Origin of the sequence: Calothrix sp. NIES-2098 (assembly GCF_963875125.1) — a bacterium.
GTDB lineage: Bacteria > Cyanobacteriota > Cyanobacteriia > Cyanobacteriales > Nostocaceae > Aulosira.
Genome location: NZ_CAWNKJ010000001.1, coordinates 5,035,565 through 5,059,425, shown reverse-complemented (window position 1 = coordinate 5,059,425; position 23,861 = coordinate 5,035,565). Strand labels below are relative to the sequence as shown.

The window sequence follows — 23,861 nt, the reverse complement described above, 5'->3', positions numbered from 1 at the left end:
GAAAAGTAAAATCTTTGGATTTAGCTCGTAGTTGCGCTTTAGCGCTATAGATGCAGCGCTAAAGCGCAACTACAAACCAGTAATGATTATTTGCACAGACTTACTTACAAAGAAATTACGGATAGTTACTCTCATGAACAGCAATCAAAATGGTAAATCGGGATTAGGACATTACCTCCAAGGCGTACAACACTTCGGTCTTACAGTTTACGATCTGCCAAAATCTCTAGAATTTTACCTTGAAGTATTGGGTGGTAAAGTTGCTATTGGTGGAGATGGATTTTATGGTGAATCCTTACATAATTTGCTCTTTCAAAAAGAGGAAGTGGAGGCTCTTGAAAAAGGAATCGATCCAAAGTCTGTAGGAGTTGCTAACGTCAGAGATGGTACAGACATGGCTTTAGATGTCAGATTCATTTCTTTTGGTAACACAGTAGTTGAAATTATTCATTTCCGAGATGCTAAATTAACATCTGCTGCACCGAATGCTTTTGAAAAAATACCTTCCTCCGTTGGTTATACCAATGCACCGCACATTTCCTTCTATGTGAAAGATGATGTAGATATTGATGTCTTTGCGAAAAAGTTAGAAGAGGAATGTCAAAGACGGGGTTTGACTGAAGTAGTTGTTAACCGCATTATTCGAGCAAATTCGCCAGAAGAAATGAGAAAACTTGCCCCTAAATTTGCTAAGACAGATTTTAGTGGCGATTTTGACGGGTGGGCACTATTGTACTGCAAAGGGCCAAACGGCGAACAGCTGGAGTTTAATCAAGTTACTCGCAAAGCCAAAGAAAACTTTACTAGAGCAGAAGCAGAATATAACCAAGCTAATGGGACAAATTACTGGTTTTTAAATTCCCAAAAACTAGAATCAAATGCTCAGAGAGTTTATTCTACATCCAGCGCTCCTATTAATGCTTACTTGGGCAGAAAAAATATCATTGAAAGCAGAAATAATGGGGAAGGAAATACAATAACATTGACATATCCACAAACATCTGTGAGTACAAAATCTGAAATTGTCCGCCAGATGTTTCAAGCAGGCGAATCGATGAATGTAGAAAACTTTGTCAAGTTCTACACCGAAGATGCTTTGTATCAATTCAGCAACTTTCCAGTTGTTTATGGCCCGCAAGGTATTAGAGAATCTTCTGTTGATTTCTTAGCAACAGTTGCCAAAGTTTATCACCACATTAAGAATATGTGGGAAGTAGGAGACACAGTTATCTGTGAAATGGATGTTACTTACATTCGCCACGACGGTAAAGTGTTTACACTTCCTTGTTGCGACACAATTGCCTTCAAAGGCGATAAAGTCCAGGAATTACGAATTTATATGAATATCGATCCGGTATTCGTATTTGACAAAGATAAAGCCGAGCCTAAAGCTGCTAACTCTAGCGGTTCATTAACCAAAAAATTGGAGAAAATGTATGAAGCTTTACACGCTGAAAATTGGGATGAGTTTGTAACCTTCTTTTCTCCGAATTTACTTTACAAAATTGGTGCGAACGACCCTGTAATTGGGCCAGAAGCCTGTGGAGATTTGTTAACTCATATCTATAAAACTCTCAAACTCACAACTCACAACACACGAGGAATGTGGGAGATTGGCAACACCATTATTTTAGAAATGGATGCTAATTATATTCATAAACTGGACAAACGATTTGTTCAAGTTCCTTGTGTAGATATTTATCGTTTTGATGGCGATAAGATTTACGAATGGCGAGTTTATCCAGATGCTTCTCAGACTGGTGTCCGCATTTAAGATGTAGCAAACCAACCTTTAGACTACAAGAAGTAGTATTATTATTAACAATCTATTTGTAAATTTGCTTGCAGTTTATTTACTGAATGGTTGTTACTGTTATAGCTACTTCGGTCTATCAAGGCAGATAGTTTTTGTAATGTTGTTATCTATTAGCACTCATTTTTCCTTAGAGAAACTTGAGTGCTTTTACTTGACTGTGCAAATCTCTAGTTCGGTGACTTTAACTCCCACTAAACACATACTGTTTTGTGAAATGCTGTGAGACAGTGCTTTTGCCAGGATTTCTCAGCAAGTCTGAGTCGGATTGTATCGTTAGTGAAGAACAAGCGATCGCATTTTACCCTTACAATCAGACACATGAGGAAAAATCTGTAAAACCGAGCGTACTTTGTGGTTCCCATCAATGATAATTTTAAGCATTGGGAACCCTTAGAAATCAAACTTTATGAACGCAGCCGACGATAAAACTATTGTTCGTGAGTATTTCAATTCCACAGGGTTTGACAGATGGAAGCGGATTTACGGCGATGGTGAAGTTAACAAAGTCCAGCTAGACATCCGCAACGGACATCAACAAACTGTGGATACTGTCATCGGCTGGTTAAAAGCTGATAACAATTTAGCAACCTTGTCCATCTGCGATGCTGGGTGTGGTGTAGGTAGTCTCAGCATTCCTTTGGCGGCAGAAGGTGCTAAAGTCTATGCCAGCGATATTTCCGAAAAAATGGTGTCAGAAGGCAAAGAAAGAGCCTTACAAACCTTAGGAAACCCTGGAAATCCCACTTTTACAGTGCAAGATTTAGAATCTTTAACTGGTAGCTACCACACTGTGATTTGTCTGGATGTTCTCATTCACTACCCGCAAGAAAAAGCAGATGAAATGATTTCTCACCTGTGTTCGTTAGCACAGTCACGAATTATTCTCAGTTTTGCACCTAAAACCTGCGCTTTAACTCTACTCAAGAAAATTGGTAGTTTCTTTCCCGGGCCGAGTAAGACAACTCGCGCTTATCTACACCGCGAAGCAGATGTTATCAAAATCCTCGAAAGCAACGGTTTCGCCATACAACGAAAAGCGCTGACTAAGACTCGCTTCTACTTTTCCCGCCTGCTGGAAGCTACACGTAGTTGAAAAATGGGCATGGGGGAGCCACTGCGTTGGAAGGGTTTCCCAGCTTGTAGACGCAAAGCGGCTTCCCGCAGGGTAGCAAGTGGCGTCATGGGGCATAGGCAATAGCCATTTGTCATTTATCTTCTCTACCTTGTCAACGCCACTTGCTACAACGCGACGGCACTTCCTACCCTTCTCCTTCGGAGACGCTGACGCGAACGGGAACGCTTTCAGCGAACAAGTCGGCGTTCGCCCTTGGCGTTGCCGAAGGCTAGCCGCCCAACGGAGTGCCTTGGAAACCCGCACAACACAGTGGCTCCTCCTTGTCCTCCCCCACTCCGCACACTCCGCACACTCCCTCATCCATCCTCACTAAAATTTTATACTTTCTTAACAAAATTATTGCTAGATTTTGGCAATTAATGGAACCTCAGCCAAAGTAAGGTTAGAATCGCAAACAAGGTTCAAATCTGAGATGGAACTATGAAAACTGCTGAAAAATTAGCCGCTGGTTGGCTACTCACACTCGGATTCATGTTTTTAACGCTATCAGTCTCAGCAGGAATTGAGAAACATAATATGTTGAAACTCATCCAACCGCCAATACAGGATGAAGAATATGCACAAGAGTTTGTAAATAAAGACTATCTCTATTTACTTGATGCTACTGCTAGGCAAAGTCTAATTTTTGGCGTTCCTACTCTAATTTTAGGAGGATGGCTTAGTTTAGGATTGTATCGACAAAGCAGGCAAGAAAAAAAGGCATTAAATCAACAAATGAACGAGCGCCTGCAATCGATTTTTTATCAAATGCTACAAGAAAATAAAGGACGAATGACTCTGCTTGGCTTTGCAATTAAATCCGAACTCCCTGCAATCGCCGCTAGACAATATTTAGATGAGAAAGCTAAAGAATTCAATGCCAATTTTAAGGTGAGCGAGGACGGGGCTATATCATATCATTTTGAGATTTAACTTAAATCTCAATTAGCGGTTAATACTTCTACACCGCTAAATTTTACACCAATTTAAGGCTAGGTCTCATGACGCAGCTTTTTTTGAGTATAGCCGCTGTTTTAGGTGGTTTATCTGTTGCCGCTGGTGCGTTTGCTTCCCACGCTTTACGGGAAAGAATCAGCGATCGCTCGCTAGAAATTTTCGAGACTGGCGCTCGTTACCAAATGTATCACGCTCTAGCGCTGTTAGTAGTAGCACTACTGCTTAGTCGCGCTGAATCGCCGCCATCTACCCTCATAGCAAGTGGTTGGCTGTTTATTATTGGGATTGCTATTTTCTCAGGGAGTTTGTACGCTCTTAGCTTAACAGGTGTGAAATCTTTGGGAGCGATCGCACCATTGGGAGGCGCTGCTTTTCTAGCTGGTTGGGGTGCTTTAGCCTTTGCGGCTTGGAGTTTAAAATTTTAAAAGATTTAGGAGTTAGAGATGAAAAGTTAGTTATCTCTAACTCTTAATTCTGAGGCGTAACAGTAGATCGTGTCAAGCCGCCTTCGCAATGGGTACTTCAGGTAATTGGCTAACTGCGTAAGCATCCTGCAAGCGATCGCGCAATCGCTGATATTCTTTTTGATGAAAAGCTAGATCGACATCTGATAAATAAGCATGTTCTCCACCTGCTAGCTTTTGGGCAATTAAATCGGGAATGTATGGTAGATTAAATACTTCATTAAGCTTGATCAAATTCGCTTCAACTACCCCTGTTTGCATTAAATAAACGCCTGTTAATAGCACGCGATACACATAAAGTAATGGCTTGACTCGATGTGGCTGTTCTTTTTCAAAAAGTTTCCATTGCGTTGCCGCAAACCCCAAATAATGGTAACTGTGATGACGGGTAATGCAATCTTTGGCAATAACTTTTAACTCTTCATACTCTAGTAATTGTTGTAATACTAAAGGTGAATATAATTGCTCTAAAACATAGCCATTCTTTTTCAGCAACAGCAAAAAGAATTTTTTGATATCGTGAGTTACTAAATCAATTTGTATAGAATCTCGAATTTCTGAAATCTCAATAGTTTCAGTCCCAGTATTTAAGCCAACTACTTCTGGTATTGGCAAAATATGTACGCCACGTAAGTCATAATCAGAATCCCTGGAAGGAAAGCCATATAAATGAGAACCACTAATACTAGTAAATAAAAGTGGGTAAGGCTGTTGCAGAATAACGCTGTTAAGGGAAACAGGAATATCCATGTAATACTAATTCAAAATTCAATAAGAATTTGAAACCCACGGAGGTGGGTTTTGCCTGTGTAGGTGTGCTTTCTAACCGCCGATTGATTTTATTAGGATTTCACTAATTAAATCGTATACTTGCGACAAATTCTAAAATCTTGTCTTTGATAATTTTGGATTCTTCTTCTACCGCCCCAGGAGTTTCGCCATTAAAAAAGCTACGTTGATTGCTAACTATATATAAAAAGTCACCCTTAATAAAGGTAAGTAATCCTCGGTACGCATCTAATCTAGTAGCAGCCCCATTATTTTCTTGCTTGGAAATTGTTGACCCTTTTGGCATATCAACTAATACATAATAAGACCCAGCAAGTGTATCTTCCAAATATTCAGCATACTTAATTTCAGCATTGGGTACATTGGCAAAAATTGCTTGAGGCACATATCTGTCTACTAAAATTGTTTGCAGATATTCTTCCTGTCCTACAGCTTCCATTTCTTCTTCATGTTCCGCAGGAATAGGATAATAATCTATTCTTAGTAAAGTGCCAAAGTCATCAGAAAAACCAACTACCCCTTCTTGGCTTTGAATTCTTCCTCCTTGTTCTGCTGTCACAGGAATTGGGACTGTAAAATTTTCTGAAGGCGATTCATATACTTCATCTCCATAGTCTTCTACTAAGGCGATCTCAACTTCGTCATCCAGGAATTCGAGATTTTCTCCTTCTTCAAAAGCCGCAATTACCTCTTGGATAATTTCTTCTGCTTCCTCATCTTCCAAATCTAGGGCTTGTTGCAACTCTTTAAGATAAGGCTGTTTTTGTTGAGGAATTTCCAATTCTTCGTCTATAAGTACGATCGCACCCGCCGCATAAGCATCTAGCACTATGTCATCAGAAAGGGCTTGGCTAGCTGTATTAAACAAAGCACCGAGTCCATCTTCTTGTGCAATTTCTAAAAGTCTTTGCACTATATCTGTGATTTCTTCTTCGGAATACTCCTCAAACACTTCAAAATCCCACAGAACAGTGGCTAAAGCTTCTGCATCTACTTCTTCTATAGAAGAATCAGCGATCGCAGTTATCACCGCGATCGCTGCTACTGCTTCTTCTGGACTTAATGATTCTTCTGTAGTCTGTTTTGAATCAAAAATCTTACTATACTTAGTCATTATCGCTACCTCCTAACAAATACTTTCTAGTAATAACTGATTAAAAGTGACAATGGTTAGTTTAGCAATAGACCTATTACATCAGTTGATTTTTTGGATAGTGAACCATAAATTTAGATATACAGTAGCTTCTCTTAGGGTACACAGATGAAAAAAGATGAACACATATATACATTAGTGTTCATCTGTAGTTTTTTTATGCTTTTGTAGCGAATCTGTACTACAACAGATTTACCTTAGCATCATTTAATATAGCTATTGCTTTGTAACATAAAGGAAATGATTGGCGATACTTTCATAGAATTTCATATCAGTCCAGTAACTTAGATGTCCATCGGTTCCCCATTTTGTGGGAGTTGTCATTTGCTCATTCTTGAGGTCTTCGTAGTAATCTAAATTACCGCTAATTGGATCTTTTAAGTGGTAATAATTAATCCAAGAAATGTGTTCTAATTGGCAAACTACGGGGTTTTTGGACAAATAAGGAATTTTGCGGATCAATTCTGGTTTGACGCGAAAAGAGTTGAGATGTTCGATAATCCGTCGTCGAATATACTGCTGTTCCTGCGCCACATTGCGGAAGAAAAAGGCGATTTTATCTAGTGGCGAACCAAAGGTAATTAGTCCTTTGAGCTTATCGATGCGCATACTTTTACCCAAGTCTGGAGAAAGACTAGACTCAATACAAAGCAGGTTTAATGTATCGTAAGCAATACAACTACCTAGTGAATGTCCGGCGATAATTACTTGGTCGTAATTTGCTTTTTCATCTTGCAGAATTTCTTGGAGTAATGTTAAGCATTCTGAAATTACCTGTTGGCGAATTTTTTGGTAAGGTGATTTGGGATCGGTTTTTGTGTAGATAGCAACATCACCAACAAAATTAATTAAAGGTGGAGTGATTAGCGTTTTACTAAGTTTCCAAGCCGATTGCAGATAACTACCTTTAAGAAATGGGCCTGCAAACAACAAAGCTAACAAAATTGCCAGTCGCAATACAGGGTAAATAAAGTTAAATATGCGCAGGAAAATAGTTAGCGATCGCAAGCGGAATTTAAAGAAGCCTTTGCGATTTTGGTTTTGCAAAAGCTTATCTAATAAATCTTTATTTTGAGGGCGATTGTAAAACTCAATTGTGCCCTCAAGTGTCTGTTCCGCCCATTGTAATATTTCCGGCACGCTAATTTTATTTTCTGTATCAGGTGCCCAATAATATTCGTGAACGTCAATTAGTCCTTGTTGTTGATTGTCAGTTGAACTTAATCTCACAAAGCTTTCCGTCCACCCACTACCATTGGGAAGTTTTCGCCTAGCAATCTGGTGTTCTAAATCTATTGGTAATTTCTGCTCCTCAAAGTATTTGAGCAGGTTTTGAGCAAAATAGTCTACAGTTTCATAAGGATTTTGTTCGCCGATTCCGTGAATCAGTAAAAAAGCTGTGCGACCTTGAGGAAACCTCGCATTAATTGGTGTTTCAGTCATATGCTTACCACTTTTGTAGAAAATATTTTGTTCTGATAGCCGTTTGTCGGAGAGTGAAAACTGCTGAAGCTGCGATGCAGTTAAACAGACTTCTCTCCTTGTCATTGGTCATTAGTAATTTACATTTATAAATGACAAATGACTAATTACAGTCTTAGCTGCTATTTATAGTGTCACGAGCTAGAAGCGAAATTCCTAATATCTGTTAACAAGTTTATATTTCATCATCTATTTGTCTGCATATTCAGAGTTTTCGCCTATTATCTATAGTTCAGTAATACTTATATTTGAAAATTTGATGCTGGATACATTAGATTTGAGTTTGACTTTGGAGAAAGCAACCTATAAGTCTGAGATTGACAGGCTAATGCATCAACTCCGAACGTTGCAAACCGCCTGTTGGGAAAAAAAATTACCTGTGATTGTTGTATTGGAAGGGTGGGCGGCTTCTGGTAAGGGTGGACTAGTAAAGCAAATGGTTTCCTACATCGATCCGCGTGGGTTTAAAGTGCATCCCATTTGGGCGGCGACTCCAGAAGAACGCCAATACCCGTTTCTTTGGAGATTTTGGCAAAAGTTACCCCCCCAAGGCGCGATTAGCATTTTTTATCACAGTTGGTATACTCATGTTTTAGAAGATCGGCTATTTCAGCGCGTAGCACCCGCCCAAATTCCCACATTAATGGGGCAAATCAACTCCTTTGAGCGCCAGATGGTTGATAATGGGGTGGCGATCGCTAAATTTTGGTTGCACCTCAGCCGTAAAGAATTGAAAAGTCGCTTGAAAGAATATGCCAAAGATCCTCTAACAGCTTGGCGGGTACGCAAAGAAGACTGGCAACAAGAAAAACACTACAGTCGCTACACGGCTTTGGCTGAAGAGATGCTAATTCAAACCAGTACAGGTAGTTCCCCCTGGACTTTAGTAGAAGGTGACTCAGAGCGATGGGCGCGGGTGAAGGTGCTAACTCATCTAGCTGCAACTTTAACTACTGCCCTAGATCGGCTACAAATTCAGCTTCCTGCCCCGATTCTACCCGCACAAGTCCGTTTAGAACCCACAGAGCCAGACTTACTAGCACAAATTGATTTGAGCCAAAGTCTTTCAGAAGTAGATTACGATGAGCAATTAGCTACAGAACAGATACAACTGCGGCAATTACAGTTAAGCATTCACAAACACCAAATTCCAGTGTTAGTGCTGTTCGAGGGTTGGGATGCAGCTGGTAAAGGCGGAGCAATTAAGCGTCTCACAGATATCCTTGACCCCCGTAGTTACTTCGTTCATCCCTTTGCTGCACCATCAGATGAAGAAAAAGCTCATCATTACCTGTGGCGATTCTGGCGGCGATTACCCACCACTGGCACCATCGGGATTTTTGACCGTTCTTGGTACGGACGGGTGTTAGTCGAGCGAGTTGAAGGATTTGCTGTAGAAGCAGAGTGGCGTAGAGCTTACCAAGAAATTAATGAATTTGAAGCCCACTTAACAAGTGCAGGCTACGTTTTAGTCAAGTTTTGGCTGCACATTAGCCCAGAGGAACAACTCCAACGCTTTACTGAGCGCCAAAATGACCTTTTTAAACAGTACAAACTTACCGATGAAGATTGGCGCAATCGCGAAAAGTGGCCTTACTACGAAGTCGCAGTCAATCAAGCGATTCAACGTACCACCACCCCAACTGCACCTTGGACAATTGTGGCTGCCAATGACAAATACTATGCCAGAGTCAAGGTAATTGAAACTGTAGTTGATGCCATTCAAGCTGAAATCAAACGCCGTAAGAAAGGCAATCGGTTAATTTTTTCGTGACAGGCAAGGCAGATAAGGGAGTGTGGGGAGTGTGGGGAGACAAGGGAGAAATAAGTATTGACTCTGGACTCTTGACAAATGACCAATTACCAATCCCTATCTACAGATATAAGCTTAAACTAGCTGGAGATAGATGCCCCCTCAATAAAAATGATTAGATAATACCCATGTTTGCAGTTTCATCAATACATTCAAAGCAAAATATTTTGAATTCTGCAAACATTTATTATCTATAAATTTGAATCTTTTTATGGTACAGACTCCCCCTTCCCAATTCTCCCCAGAACAATACAAAGTAGATGCGCCCAATCAAGAAGTAGAAAATATAATACAATCACCGCCATCAGAGACAGAAATTAATCTCGAATTCCTCTACACAAGAGATATTGAATTCCGTCAAGAAACTATTTACTTTCTCGTGGTCGATCGCTTTCATGATGGCGATCCAGATAATAGCGAAGGTATTAACTCAGAACTGTACGATCCCAGCGGACAAGATTGGGGTAAGTACTGGGGTGGCGATTTACAAGGTGTGATTGATAAATTAGATTATTTAAAAAATATGGGAGTTACAGCCATTTGGCTCACTCCATTATTTGAGCAGGTTGAAGAGTTATTTGTTGGTAATGCTGCCATTCATGGCTATTGGACAAAAGACTTTAAGCGAATTAATCCTCGCTTCATTGCTAAAGGAGAAAACCCTTCTTTAAACGCAACTCAAGAAACAAGAGATACAACTTTTGACCGCTTGATTGCAGAAATGCACAAGCGCAATATGAAATTAATCCTAGATATTGTTTGCAACCATAGCACGCCAGATACTAGTGGTAGTAAAGGCGAATTATATGATGATGGTGTAAAAATTGCTGACTTTAATGATGATGTAAATCATTGGTATCACCACTATGGTGAAGTGCAAAATTGGGAAGACGATTGGCAAGTACAAAATTGCGAATTAGCTGGACTAGCAACCTTCAATGAAAATAATAGCGAATACCGCGAGTACATCAAATCAGCAATTAAACAATGGTTAGATCGGGGTGTAGATGCACTGCGGGTAGATACTGTTAAGCATATGCCAATTTGGTTTTGGCAAGAATTCACTGGTGATATGTGCAATCACAAGCCAGATGTATTCATTTTTGGCGAATGGATTTACAGCAATCCTAGTGACGATCGCTCTGTGGAATTTGCCAATAACTCTGGGATGACAATCTTAGACTTTGGATTGTGTGTGGCGATTAGAGCCGCATTGGCACAAGGTTCCGAAAATGGATTCCATACAATTCAATATATCTTTGACCAAGACCATCGCTATAGCGGCGCAACAGAGTTAATTACGTTTATCGATAACCATGATATGTCTCGCTTCCAATCGCTGAATCCCGATCCAGCGATGTTGAAGGTGGCGATCGCTCTGATTATGACTTGTCGTGGTATTCCCTGTATCTATTACGGCACAGAACAATATCTGCACAACGATACCGATGGCGGTAACGATCCCTACAATCGCCCGATGATGGAGAAATGGGATACCGATACGGAGATTTATCGTTACGTCCGCCTCTTATCTGGCTTGCGGCGACTCAATCCCGCAATATCAATGGGTAGTCACTGGCAAAAGTACTTAACAGAAGATGTTTATTGCTACGTGCGCCGCTATCGCGATTCTCTGTGTTTTGTCGCCTTGAATCGTGGTGGAGAAGTCACCATTCCAGAAGTAGAGACAGAACTACCCGATGGCGAACATACCTGTGTAGTAACACGTAACAAGTATGAAGTCAAAGACGGTAAGATTCAAAACTTGGTACTCGAAGAACGGGGAGTAATTGTTTTCAGCCACGTTGGTGAAAGAATCAAAGGACAGACGATTGTCAGAGTGCAATTAAATGGCGTGCAAACTCAACCAGGTGAAACCATTGTTGTCACCGGAGACTGTCCAGAGTTGGGTAACTGGGATATCAGCAAAGCCTATCCCCTAGAGTACATCAACACCAATACCTGGTTTGCGGAAATTCCCTTTAACGAGAGTACAGGCAAGTTAATCAGTTACAAATATGCCATGTGGCGCGAAGGGCGATCGCCTCTGCGGGAAAATACCGTACCCCGCCGTTGGGTAATCGCCAAAGAAGGCACCGTGAAGTGGCGTGATACCTGGACATCAGGACGAGAATCGTAGATAAAGAATCCCAAGTAGCAGAACTTTTGCAGCGATCTGAAGTATTGTAATCCCAGAGATGAACCTCAGGTTTTTGAAGATGTGTCAACTGCTGGGAATGAATTGCAATACCCCAACAGATATCTGCTTTTCTTTTGAAGGTTTTTCTGCTAGGGGAGGAAAAACTGACGATCATAGCGATGGCTGGGGTATTGCCTTCTTTGAAGAATCCCTAAACATCGACGGAGACAGTTTTCTCTAACTAAAATTCTCATCGGCTACCCACTGTAGTGCAAATTGGTTGCAATCATGAGGAGCCGAAAAGGAGAGGTAAGCATCTATGATCGCCAAGGGCATATAACCCTAATCTGGCGGTATGGGGGCAAACGTTACTGGTTAGCCCTCGGTCTACCCACCAATAAATTAAACCTCGGTCTGGCGGAAGTAATAAAACGCCAGATCGAATCTGATTTTGTAACAAATAACTTTGACCCCACCCTGGTAAAATACCGCCCCGCACATCAAAATAAGCCTGATGGTACGTCATTTATAGCTGCCTTCCTGGCTCGTGAAATGAACCCAGACACAAAGGAACTGTACGGGGTAGTGGTCAAAAAGTTTAACAAATACGGGGGAAAGGAAGATATAACACCACCCGAAGCCTCAAAATTTATCCAATGGCTTCGTCCCCAAGTAGCTACATCCACGCTTAAAGCTTATGTAATAAGATTAAGCGCCATTTGGCGATGGGCGGCAGAGGAAGAATTAACTACAGCCAAAAATCCTTGGAAGCGTCATATCAAGACGATAAAAATAGATCCACCCCAACCCAAGCCATTCACCCAAGAAGAGGTTAACAAAATACTTACTGGGATACAGGGAAACCATTACGCCCCCTTCATTGAATTTCTTCTTAGGGTTGGTTGTCGTTTAGGGGAGGCGATCGCTTTGAAGTGGGGAAATGTAGATTCTGACTGTGGCGGGGTGTGGATATTAGCCACAAAGACCCACCAATCAAGGAAAGTCACATTAACTTACTACATGAAGCAATTAATGCTTGCTCACCGTCCCCCCAACCCTGACCCAAATTCATTGGTATTCCCCGCCCCGATGGGTGGATCAATAGTTGCAAACAATTTCCGCGCCTTGGTATGGAAAACGCTACTCAAATCCGTGGGTGTCCCCTACAGAAAACCCCATAATTTACGGGTGACGATGGTCAGCCACTATTTAAACGAAGGTGCAGACCCCTTGAAGCTGTCAAGGGTGACGGGGCATAGTCCGGCGGTTATGTATCGCCATTACCTCGGCGCGGTCGGTGAAGTTGCACTCCCTGATCTTTCCTTCGGCGCGGCAGGGGGAGAAACCGATGAAAAACAACAGAAAATTTTACTTCAAAAAAGTAGATTCAAAAACGGCTGAAACACAGACGGGGTAAGGGCTAAAAGGTGAGTCAGATCGTTCATGGGTTATATAACATTACTGGGGCGATCTGACTCACTCCCAACCCCGTACATTGTTGCTAAATGTGGATATCAATTAATACTAATCAGACTTAGTAAAACTACCGACAAAAACTAAAACTTGGTTTATAATAGAGAAAAGGAGAACGGAGCCAGCAATATGGCAGTACTAGAGAAAACAATTCCGGTTCCCAGTGAGTATTTCGATCAACTACCCCCGGATGTAAGGATTCGGTGGATATACAGAAACACTGACAAATCAACTGGCTACAGTATGTATGAACTAGCGGATAAACTCAGTGTTACAACAATGACCATTAGAGCCGCCTTAGCAAGACTCTCGGCTTTAGGTAAGGTTCATCTGGTAGAGGAACGCTCACACGGCAGAGGCTACCCTGTTAAGTTTTACTGGGTAGAGCCGATTTAAACCAACGGGGGCGACCCCGGCAGTACTATACAGACGGATACCAAATATTTAGTGTATCTGAACACCTAAAAAAGAAGCTTCCAAAGATTTGCACCTTTTGCCACTCAGCGCTAACTGAGCCAGGAACACAAAACTTCAAAAGCATCAATAAAAACTTATTTAAATTTTAGTGTGTTTCTAGGTAAATAGTCAATTCTTCGGAAGTTTCACCTACAAAAATTAAGGTGAAATTCCATGTCTTTTCATAATTCTATCATAATTGACCCCCAAGAATCCCCCGCAGGGGTAGAGATTGTAGCCCAAAACCTGGAAGGGAAAGCCGCGACTCTGGCGCATTTGAGAGCTTTGGGAGTTGCCGAAGGCGAGGAGTTTTGGATCAAGCGGGGTAGCAAGTTAGCTTATCGCTGCGTCATGGGCGTGGATAACTTCACAGCCCAGGCGACAAAAATTGAGGGCGACTCGCGGATATTCACAACAAAATACCCCGATGGTTACGGTCTGTTTGCTTTCCTAGCCAGCGACGGCGAGGAGATTTACTTCATCCCAAACGATGTCCAGGGCGGCATCAAGGACAGCAACGTAGAAAAGATTCGGGCGGTGTACTTTGAATCGGACAAGGGTAGCATTCAAGAGCAATTAGACCGTATACAGGCGATAGGGGCTGAATTTGGTCTAACTCCCTCGGCTGTGGTGTTCTCCGGCTCTAAATCGCTGCATTGCTTTTATCGCGTTACTGGGTGTGATATCGAGACTTTCCGGGAGATTCAAAGACATTTAATCGTATTGTCCAACGGCGATCCAAACATCCAAAATCCCGCCCGTGTAATGAGAATCGCGGGGTTTTATCGGAAGTCGAAAGGTAAGCACCAAAGATTACTACTTGCTACAGCCGCGAAGTATTCAGCCGAGGAATTTAAAGCTAAGTTGGCTTCCCGGTTTCCCTTGGGGATGTCCAGGGCACGGTTCGATGATTGGAGAAAGCAAGGGGAGTCAGCCTTGACCATCCCTGAAGAGGAATTTACCCCGGAAGTGGTCGTTAAACGCTCCCAGCCGATTACAACAGTGGAGTTAGAACTACTAGAGTCTAAGGGCGGTTTTCCGCTTACCCAAGCACTAACCAAGAGCGATCGCTACTTAATCTACAACGGCAGTGGGGAGGGAAGCCGCCGACCGGATAATTACAAACTTGCTTTGAACTTGGTTGCAACTGCAAGATTCTTGCAAAATGAAGGGGTGCGATTCACTGGGGATATAAAAGACTTACTTCAACAGCACGGCGATCGCTGTAACCCACCCTGCCCCCAAGAAGACATCGATCGGCATTTACAAAGAGCTTACGACGATTTCAAGGCTAAACCATCGTTACCAGTCGATGAAATACGCGCCCGGATTGAGAATTGGATTATCCAGGGTGAGGAGAGTTGGAAAGTAGCATATAGCCGCAAAGTAGAGGAAACCCAACGCCAGTTATATAACATTTCCCCCTTCATCACCCAAACACTAAACGCCCAATACTTACCCGAAAAACTTTTTGATGAATTGCCCCTCGGTCTAACGATCATAGCCAGCATCCCAGGAACTGGGAAAACTTTCGGGACTAGAAAGGTAGTAGCCGACAACGAAGCGGGTAATATGTTCTCCTACCGCAACAGTTTATGTCAGCAGTTTTGCGCCAATACCGGGGCTGACTATGTATGGGGCAGTGGTCAGGAGTCTGTAGAACAGCTTAGAAAGCGTTGGGATAGCGTTAATGTATGGGCGGCGAGTTCCATTGAAAGTATTCTTAAATTCCCTCCAAAACCGATCCTGGTACTTGAGGAAGTTTCTAAGGTACTTGAGACAATGATCACTGGGTCAACTTGTGTCCAGTTTTGCACACAGATCATTGAAAAATTCCAAGAGCATTTGAGGTTTGCTTCGCGGATAATTTGCCTTGATGCTGATGTGAGGGCGTTAGATATCGAGTACTTGCAACGTCTAAGTGGTCATACAGCCAATGTAATCCACAACGAATATCGCCAAGGGGGTTGGGATTGCTCATTTATAAACGTAGACGGCAGACCACGCAGTAAGAAAGCTATCGAGGATGCCCTTATGCAGTCGGTATTGGCAGGCGAGAAGGTTTTTGTTGTAAGCGATGCCAAGGCAACACTAAACAAACTATATCTCCGCTTTAAGAAGTCAATACCCGAAGACAAAATCCTCCTGATAGACGGCGATCGCGTTACCGACAAATGCCCCCGTGTTGCTGAGTTCTTAAATAATCCAGCAGCTTGGATCGAAGTTAACCAGCCCCGTGTAATTCTTGGTAGTCCAACCATAGAAAGCAGTGTGTCGGTAGACTCTCACGGTTACTTTAATACGGTTTATGGGCTGTTCTACGGTGTGATAAACCATCAAAGCGTGATTCAGATGCTGGCTAGGTTACGAGACAATAACGTACCCAGGAAAATACACATTCCCCCCTATGCGAAACCAGCTAACGAGGGGAGCCGATCACCTCTCCCTGAGAAGGTCAAGGAGACACTGTTTAACCACCACACGGAAACAATTCAAAAGTTAGGGCTTGTAGGTGAGATTCAACCAAACCAAGCGGATCTACTCAGAAAGCTGGCAGACATATTAGATTCCAATTCCTCGGAATGGTCAAACCCACACATGGAAGCCTTCGCCGCCTACAAAGCCATGCGTAATCACTCTATGGCTAATCTAGGCGAACTTCTACGACGGGATTTGAAAGAACGGGGGCACACTGTAAAAGAGGTGAACATAATCGCGGAAGTGATACCAGATCACGAACTCAAAATAGAAGCCAAGGAGTACAGGCAAGAAAAAGCAAACGAGATAGCTAACGCCGCAGTGGTTCCCCTGGCAGAAGCAGCAGAGAACCGCAAAGACCCCCAACACACACTTAAACAAGAGTATGAGTACCAAAAAGCTTTTTGGACAAACCAACTACCAGGGTTAGAACTAACAGCCGAGTTTATCCAAGAGTTCATCCTAGAAGACAAGCACACAATCCGCGCCATCGAAAGACGCTGGATCATCAACAATCCCCAAGTCATTATAGGGAGGGATACCAAGAAAGTACCAAAAGCATTGGAAGATGGGCGGCAACTGTGGGATGTGCGAAGCTACGCCCCATTGTTAGAGCTTACAGAGAAGCTGGATTTAGTTTCACTAATCAACGGCTGTTTGCTTGATGGTGTGATATGGACAAACGGAACAGAGTGGTTAGACGAAGTGCTTAAGAAAGCGTTGAGGTGTAAAAAGTTGATGACCGTTGTTTTTGGGGTGGGGCTGCACAAAGATTACGACAAATGTAAGTTACTGAGAACGATACTAGAACACTTCGGTTATCAGGTAAAAACAACGAGAGAACGGGACGGTGAAAAGCAGCGGAGGGTATACAGCATAGATAAAACAAAATCCAACAACAGCATGATACAAGCCATTTACAACGCAGTCGGGGAACGTTACCAACCAAAACCCACACCAGCAGAGGAGAGAGAAACCGCAATACAAACAGTGATTGCAGCCGATGTTCGGGATGTTCCAGAGTACATTAAGCGATGGCAGGCGATCGCAAGCTTACCGGAACAACCCAGAGAAAAGCCGGAGTGGTTACGGCGGATAGAGGCGGATCTAGTAGCTGTATAAGTAGCTGGGGGTGAGTCAGATCGCCCAATAATGTTATATAACCCATGAACGATCTGACTCACCCTCTAGCGCTTACCCAGACTACGTTTCAGCCGTTTTTGACTCTACTTTTTTGAAGTAAAATTTTCTGCTGTTTTTCCTCGTCCGCGCCCTTTATTTATGAGTATAAATACTTGCCTGGACTAAGTAAAAACTCCAGACACATCTGGGGCGATAACCAAAAAACTTTCACCGTTATGCCAAAAACTAAACAGAAAAATTATCTAGTACAGCCCACCGCGCGTCAGATTCGGGAGATTCAAAGACGCAACCTTCCGCTAATCGGCGTGTATAGATTGAAATGGAACAAAACCCAGGTGGTATTCGACCTTTGTGAGGGTTTTCTTGGTACAAATCGTTACCAGTTCACCCCGGCGGGGCGGTTGGCGATTCATCAAATAATGACCTCCCGCCCCCATCATAGTTACTGCGTTTGGGAACTTTCAGAGCGCTGTGTCTACGCCAATTACAAAATTTTCGATAACGCGATCGCCGTTGCGGAATTGTTGGGTCAACTCCCTGAGAAGCATTTGGAAACACCGATGTGGGAGTGGGTGGATTAAATTTTAAGCCCCACCTTAGAAACTAGGTGGGGTGTGTTTAGTATATTTTTAATTTATAGACTTAGAACAGTTATATAAATTATACCGATTTTTCGCGGGTTTCGAGCCACTTAAGTATAAATTCCCTGGCTTTTTCACTCATGTTTGATCGCTCTTGAGCGCAAGCTATTTTAAACCTAGTTCGCTCCTCTTCAGTCAAAAAAACCTTAAAACTAACTTTATCGCTATCACTCATATGGGTCACAAGGGTAACTGGCACATAACCAGTGTGCCACTTTTTTGTCTGTTTTTCTATAACCCATATACCCTTATAACCCATGTAGGCTATAATGGCAGTATGAGGCAAAAGAGACATAGTGAGGCAGAAAAACCACAGGTAAATTTAGTGATATTTCCTTGGTAAAAACTCCTAAACACTTACTACAAGCCCATTCTGAACCTTGAAAACTTGATAGCCCCAGGATGTGTCTAGGGGCACGAATAACCAAAAATGTCTGTTAGTGGCAGAAATGTCACACGGTACAGACACGAGGGGAAACCTTCTTATCTATATTGAGGATGAAATTAATGAAAATTGGTCTAGATATTGGAAACGGAAGCATTAAAGCCGTGGTAGATGGTCAAAGGCTTTACATCCCAGCTTATTTTAAGCGGTTAACCTTCAGACCTCATGAACTCCCCACAGCGGGGTTTGTGGAGTATCAACAAGGCGATCGCTTTGAAAGTATAAAGCCAAGAAATTGGTACGTAGGTAAGGCAGCACTAGAACAAGACCCTGAGAACGTTCTAAAAATCGGTGACTCGACACGAGGGAAAGTTGATTTTGCTCTAGAGGCTTTGTTTGGTCTGGTGTCTCACCTCCCTTACCGCCCCGCTTATGATTTAGAAATTGTTGCGTCCATCCACGATGCTAAGACATTAGGCGGCGAACTTAAGGAAGCCCTCACAGGCAACCACATTGTTAAATGCAATGATTACGCCACTGCAACGAAGGTTAACAGCCAAGTTTTAGCGGTTCGGGAAGAGGGACACCCTGCACTACTCACACACCGTAGCGAGTTAAATCTTAAATCTCAAAATATTGTCTTAGACATAGGCAATGGTACTTTGATTGCTTCTTTGTTTGGTGAGCAAGGGAGAATTGTGGATAGAAAACCGTTCCCACGCGCCGGGGTGCAACGCCTTATTGCAGACATTGCCCGATCTGATGAGTTTACAAAATATCTGCAAGGTGAGATTGCCAATGAGCAATATATCAGGGCGGCGGTTGATGCTGGGTCTTTTGAGTATGGTTCTACTGGTTTTAACTTCCAAAACATTTACAAAAAGAAGTTGCGGGTATGGGTTGAATCCTCGTTATCCCCTGCTGTTAGGTTCCTAAAACCTTGGAGAGTTAACGCACACACAGCATTAGTAATAGGTGGTGGGGCTTTGTTACCTGGCATTGGCGAAGCTTTGACCGCGCAAGGTTTTACGGTTAGCTCTGATCCAGTGTGGGCTAATGCTTCCGGTCTGTATGAGATGTCCACACTGATTTCAAAGGAGGCTGCTTAATGCGCGTCGTCATCAGAAAACCGCTTCAACCTTTCGTAACCCAATTAGCTCAGGATTTGGGAGTAGAGGATTATGGGGAAGCTATTAACTACTTAATACTTCAAGTCATGGATAAAGGCATGAGGTGTATATCAATTACTGCCCCTAATGCCCCGCAAGCCCAGTTAAACACTGAGCCAAAAGCCGATGATCTATCAGATTTAGCTGGGCTACTAGGAGATTAACTAATGACCATCCAAACTTTAATCGAAAACCAACTACAACTTAACGCGATCGCCCTGCGACAAATGACTAATACCCAAAAACTAATAGTTGCCTTGACCCAAGACCGCCGGACAGGTGCGGGGGTCAAGGAAGATTTAGCCCGGATCTTTGACACTCTCGTAGATTTTCAACACAGGAACCCGGAAGTGTTCAAAACCCTTTGTGAAGAATCGCCGGGAGATGTGACCCTTGCGGATGCTTTGGACGCGATCGCCTCGGCTTGCGATGCACTGGAGGCTTGATGTTTGTACTAGATTCCACCCTTTTATCTGCCTCCAAGATTTATTTGATCGAGGGTCATCTATACCGCTATTCCCATAAGTCCGGGACAATTCAAGCCCCGCAATTTCATTTTTACCCACTAGGAGGGCAACGACGGAAGGCGAGTTTAACTCTGAACAAAAACCGTCTTCGCAGGGTTGAAGAAACATCACTCAGATCCGGGGAAATTCACCCAGACCATATACAGCTATCACTACTATGACCAGTCAACAAATCCTAAAAGCTTTGAAAACCAGGCAGTACATCCCCCTTGCTGGGATAAGTGATCGAATTGTTCACCCCCTGGTGCAACGGGGGAAGGTTTCAATAGTCCAAACTTGCCAGGGTTTACAACTAACCCGAATTTGAAAGCCCACGGACTTGTTCGAGCAAGTCCGATGGGAGCATCTACGCCGCAAAACATAGACTACACAAGGATTTTAACATGACGAAGCCCTTTGGTTATTTCTCACTAAGTCAAGAAAACCAGCTTATAGCAGACATTACAGAAACCTTTGGCGACGGGGCGGGGGAGATGTCAGAGAGTGATACTCTCTGGCTGGTCGGGAGGATCGCCCATGATTTATGGATGTCTTCGGATGACGACCAACCACCATCGGAAGAAGTCGAAGAAATTGTAACCCGCATTAATGAGTTGAAGCGACACGAAAAGATCTCACTACTCCGCGCACTAGTCCAGTAAACCTAACCGGGGCGGCGGGTGTCGCCCTTGCAAAAATGCTCAAATACATTAAACGCAACCCAGTAAATACAGCCTTCACCGTGGGAATCTTGGGATGTTTGGCTTTCTCCAGTGGCAACATTAGCCAGAATCTAGGAACCCTCGAACATATCAAGAAAACCACCCAGTACAACGCAACTAAGCAGCTAGAGTTGCAAGCTTCCCAACAGAACGCCGCTCAACAATCGGACATAGCTATAGAACGATATAAAAACGGGTGTTTACTGCTTACCCAACCACTAATCCAGGGTCAACCAGTGTACAACACCAAAGGGAAACCACTACCGAGAGGAACCGTTGTATGTGACCAGATTGGCAACACTGCAAAGTTAATTCCAAGGGACTTTGACGGTGACGGGGTTTTTGTCCCTGTTGTGGGTGAACTGGCGTACACAGGCAACCGGGAAGCGGTACAAGATGCGATCGCCAGTAATCAAGCAATGAAGATTTATCAGTAGGTGAAACATGGGAATAGGATCAACTTCTAAAGATAGCGGCGGTTTTTCAGGAACCACGGCAAGCGGTACAAAGAAAACAAAACAATTCGATGCCCGACTAATTTTTAGGGTTTTGTACTGGGGGGCGGTCTTAGCGGGGCTGTGGTTCGCATACCTGAATATCCAACCTTACGCCGCTTTTGTTAGGCAGTACATGGGAGGGGGAGATAACACCCTCGTTAAATTAATTTCAATAATTCCCATCGTTAACGGAGTAGCAGCAACGATCGGCTTCGCTATTCACTGGATCATCGGGTTTGTACTGTGGTTAGTACTCCAAACTATTCAATTACTTCCCATTATTTTGAAGCGAGATCGGGCATTCATGCGAACACTGATCGCGGATGCTGCTAACACATCTAAGTTTCACATTAATGAGGACGATGATCCTACTCTTGTAGCTCTTAAGCGGTGGTTTAACAACTTCCCCGCCCTCACAATTAGTAGGGCTAGAACATGGGCGTTAGGGTCTTATGCGGTGGATTTCCTTGTTTGTTTCGTGCAGTTTCCTCCGTGTAGAGGCGGTTTTGGAAACTTGATTTTTATATTAATGACTGGTCAGTGGTCGCAACTGGATTACTACAACATTGTTCGACTGTTTATCACGATCTACATCGTGGAACTGATCGTTAAGTTCTTATTTTGGTTAGGTCAAATTGCCTACTACATGAAGAAAGCCCACAACAGCAAATAACAACAAAGCCGGGGACATGAGACAAACCCCGGCTTCATTCCCACATATAGGTAAGTATGAGTAACTTCAATCCTAACAACCATCAGCTAACTCCAGAAGAATGGCAGGAACTAGCCAGTGAACAGATCGAGGAAACAGGGGCGCAGTTTTTAGTCATTGGCGGCATACTCGCAGGCATGGCAACAGCCGCCGCCACTGCTTTTCCTCCCACTGGTCTATTGGTCGCTGGATGGGCTTTTTACACAGCATACAGACGTGTTCAAGGAACGAACCAAAATGAGCAAGCAATAAACCAATACGGGGCAGTTGCCCATGTCTTAACGGGGAACAGACTACTTGATTATAGAGATCAGGTAGGGGAGGAGGAAGCAATTAAACAAATTCAATGGGCGGCGGATCGGGGGTATACAATCAGCGGTGATGCCCTGGATCTACTTGAAAAAACTACAGTAAAACCCGTATCGGTTCCCCTGGTTGAGCGTGTTCAAGGTTTAGCTACCAAGTTTTTACCTATAACACAATCCACAAACCGCGCCACAACTACAGCCACAATGCCAAAGGACAATGATCTTATAGCAATGATGGCTACTAAGGTTAAAAACCACTTAGTTATAGGACAACAAGGAAGCGGGAAGGGCTTGGTAACAAGTAATGCTCTCAAAGCTATTAAGCAGCAACACCCGGACATGACTATTTTTTACATCGACCCCAAAGGCGATCCAAAAGAAACGGGGTATTTTGCTTCTGTGGACATCCTTAAGCGGGGCGATACGCTGAACTGGAGTGATAGCAAGGTCATTGAGTGGTTCAAGGCGGCGATCGCTGAGTTTATGACATTGCCAGGGAAGAAGTTGTTAGTCTTTGATGAGGCGACAAGCATCAGCATATTGTGTAAAAACAATAGCGAGGGCGGCTGGCTAAAGGGCGTTGTATCTAAGTTAACCAGCTTGGGTGATAGCGCAGGTATTTACTTGTGGATCTTGGCTCAAAACCCACATTGTGAGGACATCGGTGTTAGCGGTGGGTTGCGTTCTCAGTTCTCCCCTTTGTGTTTGGTCGGTGAAAGCGGCATGGCATCATACACCAGTTTAATTACTACTAAATGGCTCCCCAGTGACCGCAAACCCGATTCAGAAGCAATATTAGATATTTGTGGTGACTCCCCAGTTAAAAGGGCTTTTTACCACGGCTCAATTAACAAATGGTTGCCCATGCCCCGCCTAGATAATTTATCGGGTTATGACCGAGACACGATGACCATATTAGAGAGTTTTATCCCCCAGGAAACAGAGGAACTAATTAAAGATAGTAGCCAATATTCAAACTCTGAACTATCAGCCAATGCCGGGGAATTATTAGCCTTTCTTAAGCGTACAAACCGAAATAAAACCACTATTTCAGAAGTTCAACCCAACTTCAAGGTAAAGGGGCAACGGTTCCCGGTCTACGAGTTGAAGCGGCTTTTTAATGAGTTGGTGGAGAACTGTCTAGCTGTCTGGATTGATGAGAATACCCTGGAAATCGAGACAGAATAGACAGCAGACAGGGCAGACAGAAACAGACAGAAGCCTTATATAACAAGGGACAGGGCTTCTGTCTGGGGAGACAGCGACAGACAGCCGGACAGGGTTTACTGTCCAAGTAGACAGTAGACTTGTCTACTTTATAAATACCCAATTAGTGTTAGGATAAAACCTTTAGTTATTATCAGGGAAAATATGTCAGGTACAAGAGCTTTGTTTTGGAATAACGGAAACATGATTTGTAAAATTTATAATCTTGAACCGTTACCACGCATAGGTGAAAAGGTCACTCTAGATGAGGGAACTTTTTTAGTTAAAGACCTACGTTACCAATACATAGGTTACGACTCAGAAAGTAGCAGCAGTGGGCAGATAGATATAAATATCTTGTTGGAGCAGTCCAGTGTTGATTGGTAATGAATTAATTACACAGTTTACAAATTTTAGTTTACTGTTAGGGGACTCTA

General features: G+C 43.1%; 22 protein-coding genes and 1 pseudogene. 19 read left to right on the top strand and 4 right to left on the bottom strand.

What is annotated here, in order from left to right:
• The first annotated feature begins 133 nt into the window (after positions 1-133).
• The 4 genes from AACU33_RS21275 (at position 134) to AACU33_RS21260 (ending at position 4,312) form a co-directional block, all read left to right on the top strand.
• Complete coding sequence (locus AACU33_RS21275; RefSeq protein ID WP_339376193.1) at positions 134-1,774, top strand: nuclear transport factor 2 family protein; 1,641 nt, start codon at positions 134-136, stop codon at positions 1,772-1,774.
• A 448-nt stretch (positions 1,775-2,222) separates the two neighbouring features.
• On the top strand, positions 2,223-2,909 hold the full coding sequence (gene bchM / locus AACU33_RS21270; protein WP_096590537.1) for a magnesium protoporphyrin IX methyltransferase: 687 nt from the start codon (positions 2,223-2,225) through the stop codon (positions 2,907-2,909).
• Positions 2,910-3,371: 462 nt separating this feature from the next.
• Positions 3,372-3,863: a hypothetical protein gene (locus tag AACU33_RS21265; RefSeq protein ID WP_096590536.1), complete on the top strand. Its 492-nt coding sequence runs from the start codon at positions 3,372-3,374 to the stop codon at positions 3,861-3,863.
• A gap of 68 nt (positions 3,864-3,931) precedes the next feature.
• Complete coding sequence (locus AACU33_RS21260) at positions 3,932-4,312, top strand: DUF423 domain-containing protein (RefSeq protein WP_096590535.1); 381 nt, start codon at positions 3,932-3,934, stop codon at positions 4,310-4,312.
• 72 nt (positions 4,313-4,384) lie between these two features.
• Here AACU33_RS21260 and AACU33_RS21255 read toward each other — a convergent pair whose 3' ends face one another.
• The 3 genes from AACU33_RS21255 to AACU33_RS21245 form a co-directional block, all read right to left on the bottom strand.
• Positions 4,385-5,101 carry a nucleotidyltransferase domain-containing protein gene (locus AACU33_RS21255; protein ID WP_096590534.1) on the bottom strand — a complete coding sequence of 239 codons (717 nt, stop codon included), beginning with the start codon at positions 5,099-5,101 and terminating at the stop codon, positions 4,385-4,387.
• A 103-nt stretch (positions 5,102-5,204) separates the two neighbouring features.
• Complete coding sequence (locus AACU33_RS21250; protein ID WP_096590533.1) at positions 5,205-6,254, bottom strand: hypothetical protein; 1,050 nt, start codon at positions 6,252-6,254, stop codon at positions 5,205-5,207.
• 255 nt (positions 6,255-6,509) lie between these two features.
• Positions 6,510-7,736, bottom strand: a complete 1,227-nt coding sequence (locus AACU33_RS21245; protein ID WP_096590532.1) for a hypothetical protein — start codon at positions 7,734-7,736, stop codon at positions 6,510-6,512.
• A 298-nt stretch (positions 7,737-8,034) separates the two neighbouring features.
• Between AACU33_RS21245 and pap the strand changes: the two genes are divergently transcribed.
• The 7 genes and pseudogenes from pap to AACU33_RS21210 all read left to right on the top strand — a co-directional run bounded on the left by pap (position 8,035) and on the right by AACU33_RS21210 (position 17,859).
• Positions 8,035-9,549, top strand: a complete 1,515-nt coding sequence (gene pap, locus AACU33_RS21240) for a polyphosphate:AMP phosphotransferase (protein WP_096590531.1) — start codon at positions 8,035-8,037, stop codon at positions 9,547-9,549.
• Positions 9,550-9,799: 250 nt separating this feature from the next.
• Positions 9,800-11,728 (top strand): alpha-amylase family glycosyl hydrolase, encoded by a 1,929-nt coding sequence (locus AACU33_RS21235; protein ID WP_096590530.1) that lies wholly within the window; start codon positions 9,800-9,802, stop codon positions 11,726-11,728.
• A gap of 79 nt (positions 11,729-11,807) precedes the next feature.
• Positions 11,808-11,933: pseudogene (locus AACU33_RS21230) on the top strand (class II glutamine amidotransferase); the annotation flags it as partial.
• An 83-nt stretch (positions 11,934-12,016) separates the two neighbouring features.
• Positions 12,017-13,129: a tyrosine-type recombinase/integrase gene (locus tag AACU33_RS21225; protein WP_096590529.1), complete on the top strand. Its 1,113-nt coding sequence runs from the start codon at positions 12,017-12,019 to the stop codon at positions 13,127-13,129.
• Positions 13,130-13,330: 201 nt separating this feature from the next.
• Positions 13,331-13,597, top strand: a complete 267-nt coding sequence (locus AACU33_RS21220; RefSeq protein WP_096590528.1) for an HTH domain-containing protein — start codon at positions 13,331-13,333, stop codon at positions 13,595-13,597.
• A 234-nt stretch (positions 13,598-13,831) separates the two neighbouring features.
• Positions 13,832-17,257 carry a plasmid replication protein, CyRepA1 family gene (locus AACU33_RS21215; protein WP_096590527.1) on the top strand — a complete coding sequence of 1,142 codons (3,426 nt, stop codon included), beginning with the start codon at positions 13,832-13,834 and terminating at the stop codon, positions 17,255-17,257.
• Between the two features lie 236 nt (positions 17,258-17,493).
• Positions 17,494-17,859 (top strand): hypothetical protein, encoded by a 366-nt coding sequence (locus AACU33_RS21210; RefSeq protein ID WP_339376192.1) that lies wholly within the window; start codon positions 17,494-17,496, stop codon positions 17,857-17,859.
• Positions 17,860-17,938: 79 nt separating this feature from the next.
• On the opposite strand, the gene AACU33_RS21205 is transcribed toward AACU33_RS21210, so the two are convergent.
• Entirely contained in the window at positions 17,939-18,214 is a 276-nt protein-coding gene (locus AACU33_RS21205) for a hypothetical protein (RefSeq protein WP_096590525.1), read from the bottom strand.
• A gap of 203 nt (positions 18,215-18,417) precedes the next feature.
• Between AACU33_RS21205 and AACU33_RS21200 the strand changes: the two genes are divergently transcribed.
• The 8 genes from AACU33_RS21200 to AACU33_RS21165 all read left to right on the top strand — a co-directional run bounded on the left by AACU33_RS21200 (position 18,418) and on the right by AACU33_RS21165 (position 23,811).
• Entirely contained in the window at positions 18,418-19,413 is a 996-nt protein-coding gene (locus AACU33_RS21200; protein WP_339376191.1) for a ParM/StbA family protein, read from the top strand.
• On the top strand, positions 19,413-19,637 hold the full coding sequence (locus tag AACU33_RS21195) for a hypothetical protein (protein WP_096590523.1): 225 nt from the start codon (positions 19,413-19,415) through the stop codon (positions 19,635-19,637). The genes AACU33_RS21200 and AACU33_RS21195 overlap by 1 nt, the downstream gene beginning before the upstream one ends.
• 3 nt (positions 19,638-19,640) lie before the next feature.
• Entirely contained in the window at positions 19,641-19,919 is a 279-nt protein-coding gene (locus AACU33_RS21190) for a hypothetical protein (RefSeq protein WP_096590522.1), read from the top strand.
• 554 nt (positions 19,920-20,473) lie between these two features.
• Positions 20,474-20,641, top strand: a complete 168-nt coding sequence (locus tag AACU33_RS21185; protein ID WP_339376190.1) for a hypothetical protein — start codon at positions 20,474-20,476, stop codon at positions 20,639-20,641.
• 35 nt (positions 20,642-20,676) lie between these two features.
• Positions 20,677-21,138 carry a hypothetical protein gene (locus AACU33_RS21180; protein WP_096590519.1) on the top strand — a complete coding sequence of 154 codons (462 nt, stop codon included), beginning with the start codon at positions 20,677-20,679 and terminating at the stop codon, positions 21,136-21,138.
• A gap of 7 nt (positions 21,139-21,145) precedes the next feature.
• Positions 21,146-21,871: a hypothetical protein gene (locus AACU33_RS21175; protein ID WP_339376189.1), complete on the top strand. Its 726-nt coding sequence runs from the start codon at positions 21,146-21,148 to the stop codon at positions 21,869-21,871.
• A 56-nt stretch (positions 21,872-21,927) separates the two neighbouring features.
• Complete coding sequence (locus tag AACU33_RS21170) at positions 21,928-23,406, top strand: hypothetical protein (RefSeq protein ID WP_096590518.1); 1,479 nt, start codon at positions 21,928-21,930, stop codon at positions 23,404-23,406.
• 183 nt (positions 23,407-23,589) lie between these two features.
• Entirely contained in the window at positions 23,590-23,811 is a 222-nt protein-coding gene (locus AACU33_RS21165; protein ID WP_096590517.1) for a hypothetical protein, read from the top strand.
• The last annotated feature ends 50 nt before the right edge of the window (positions 23,812-23,861 follow it).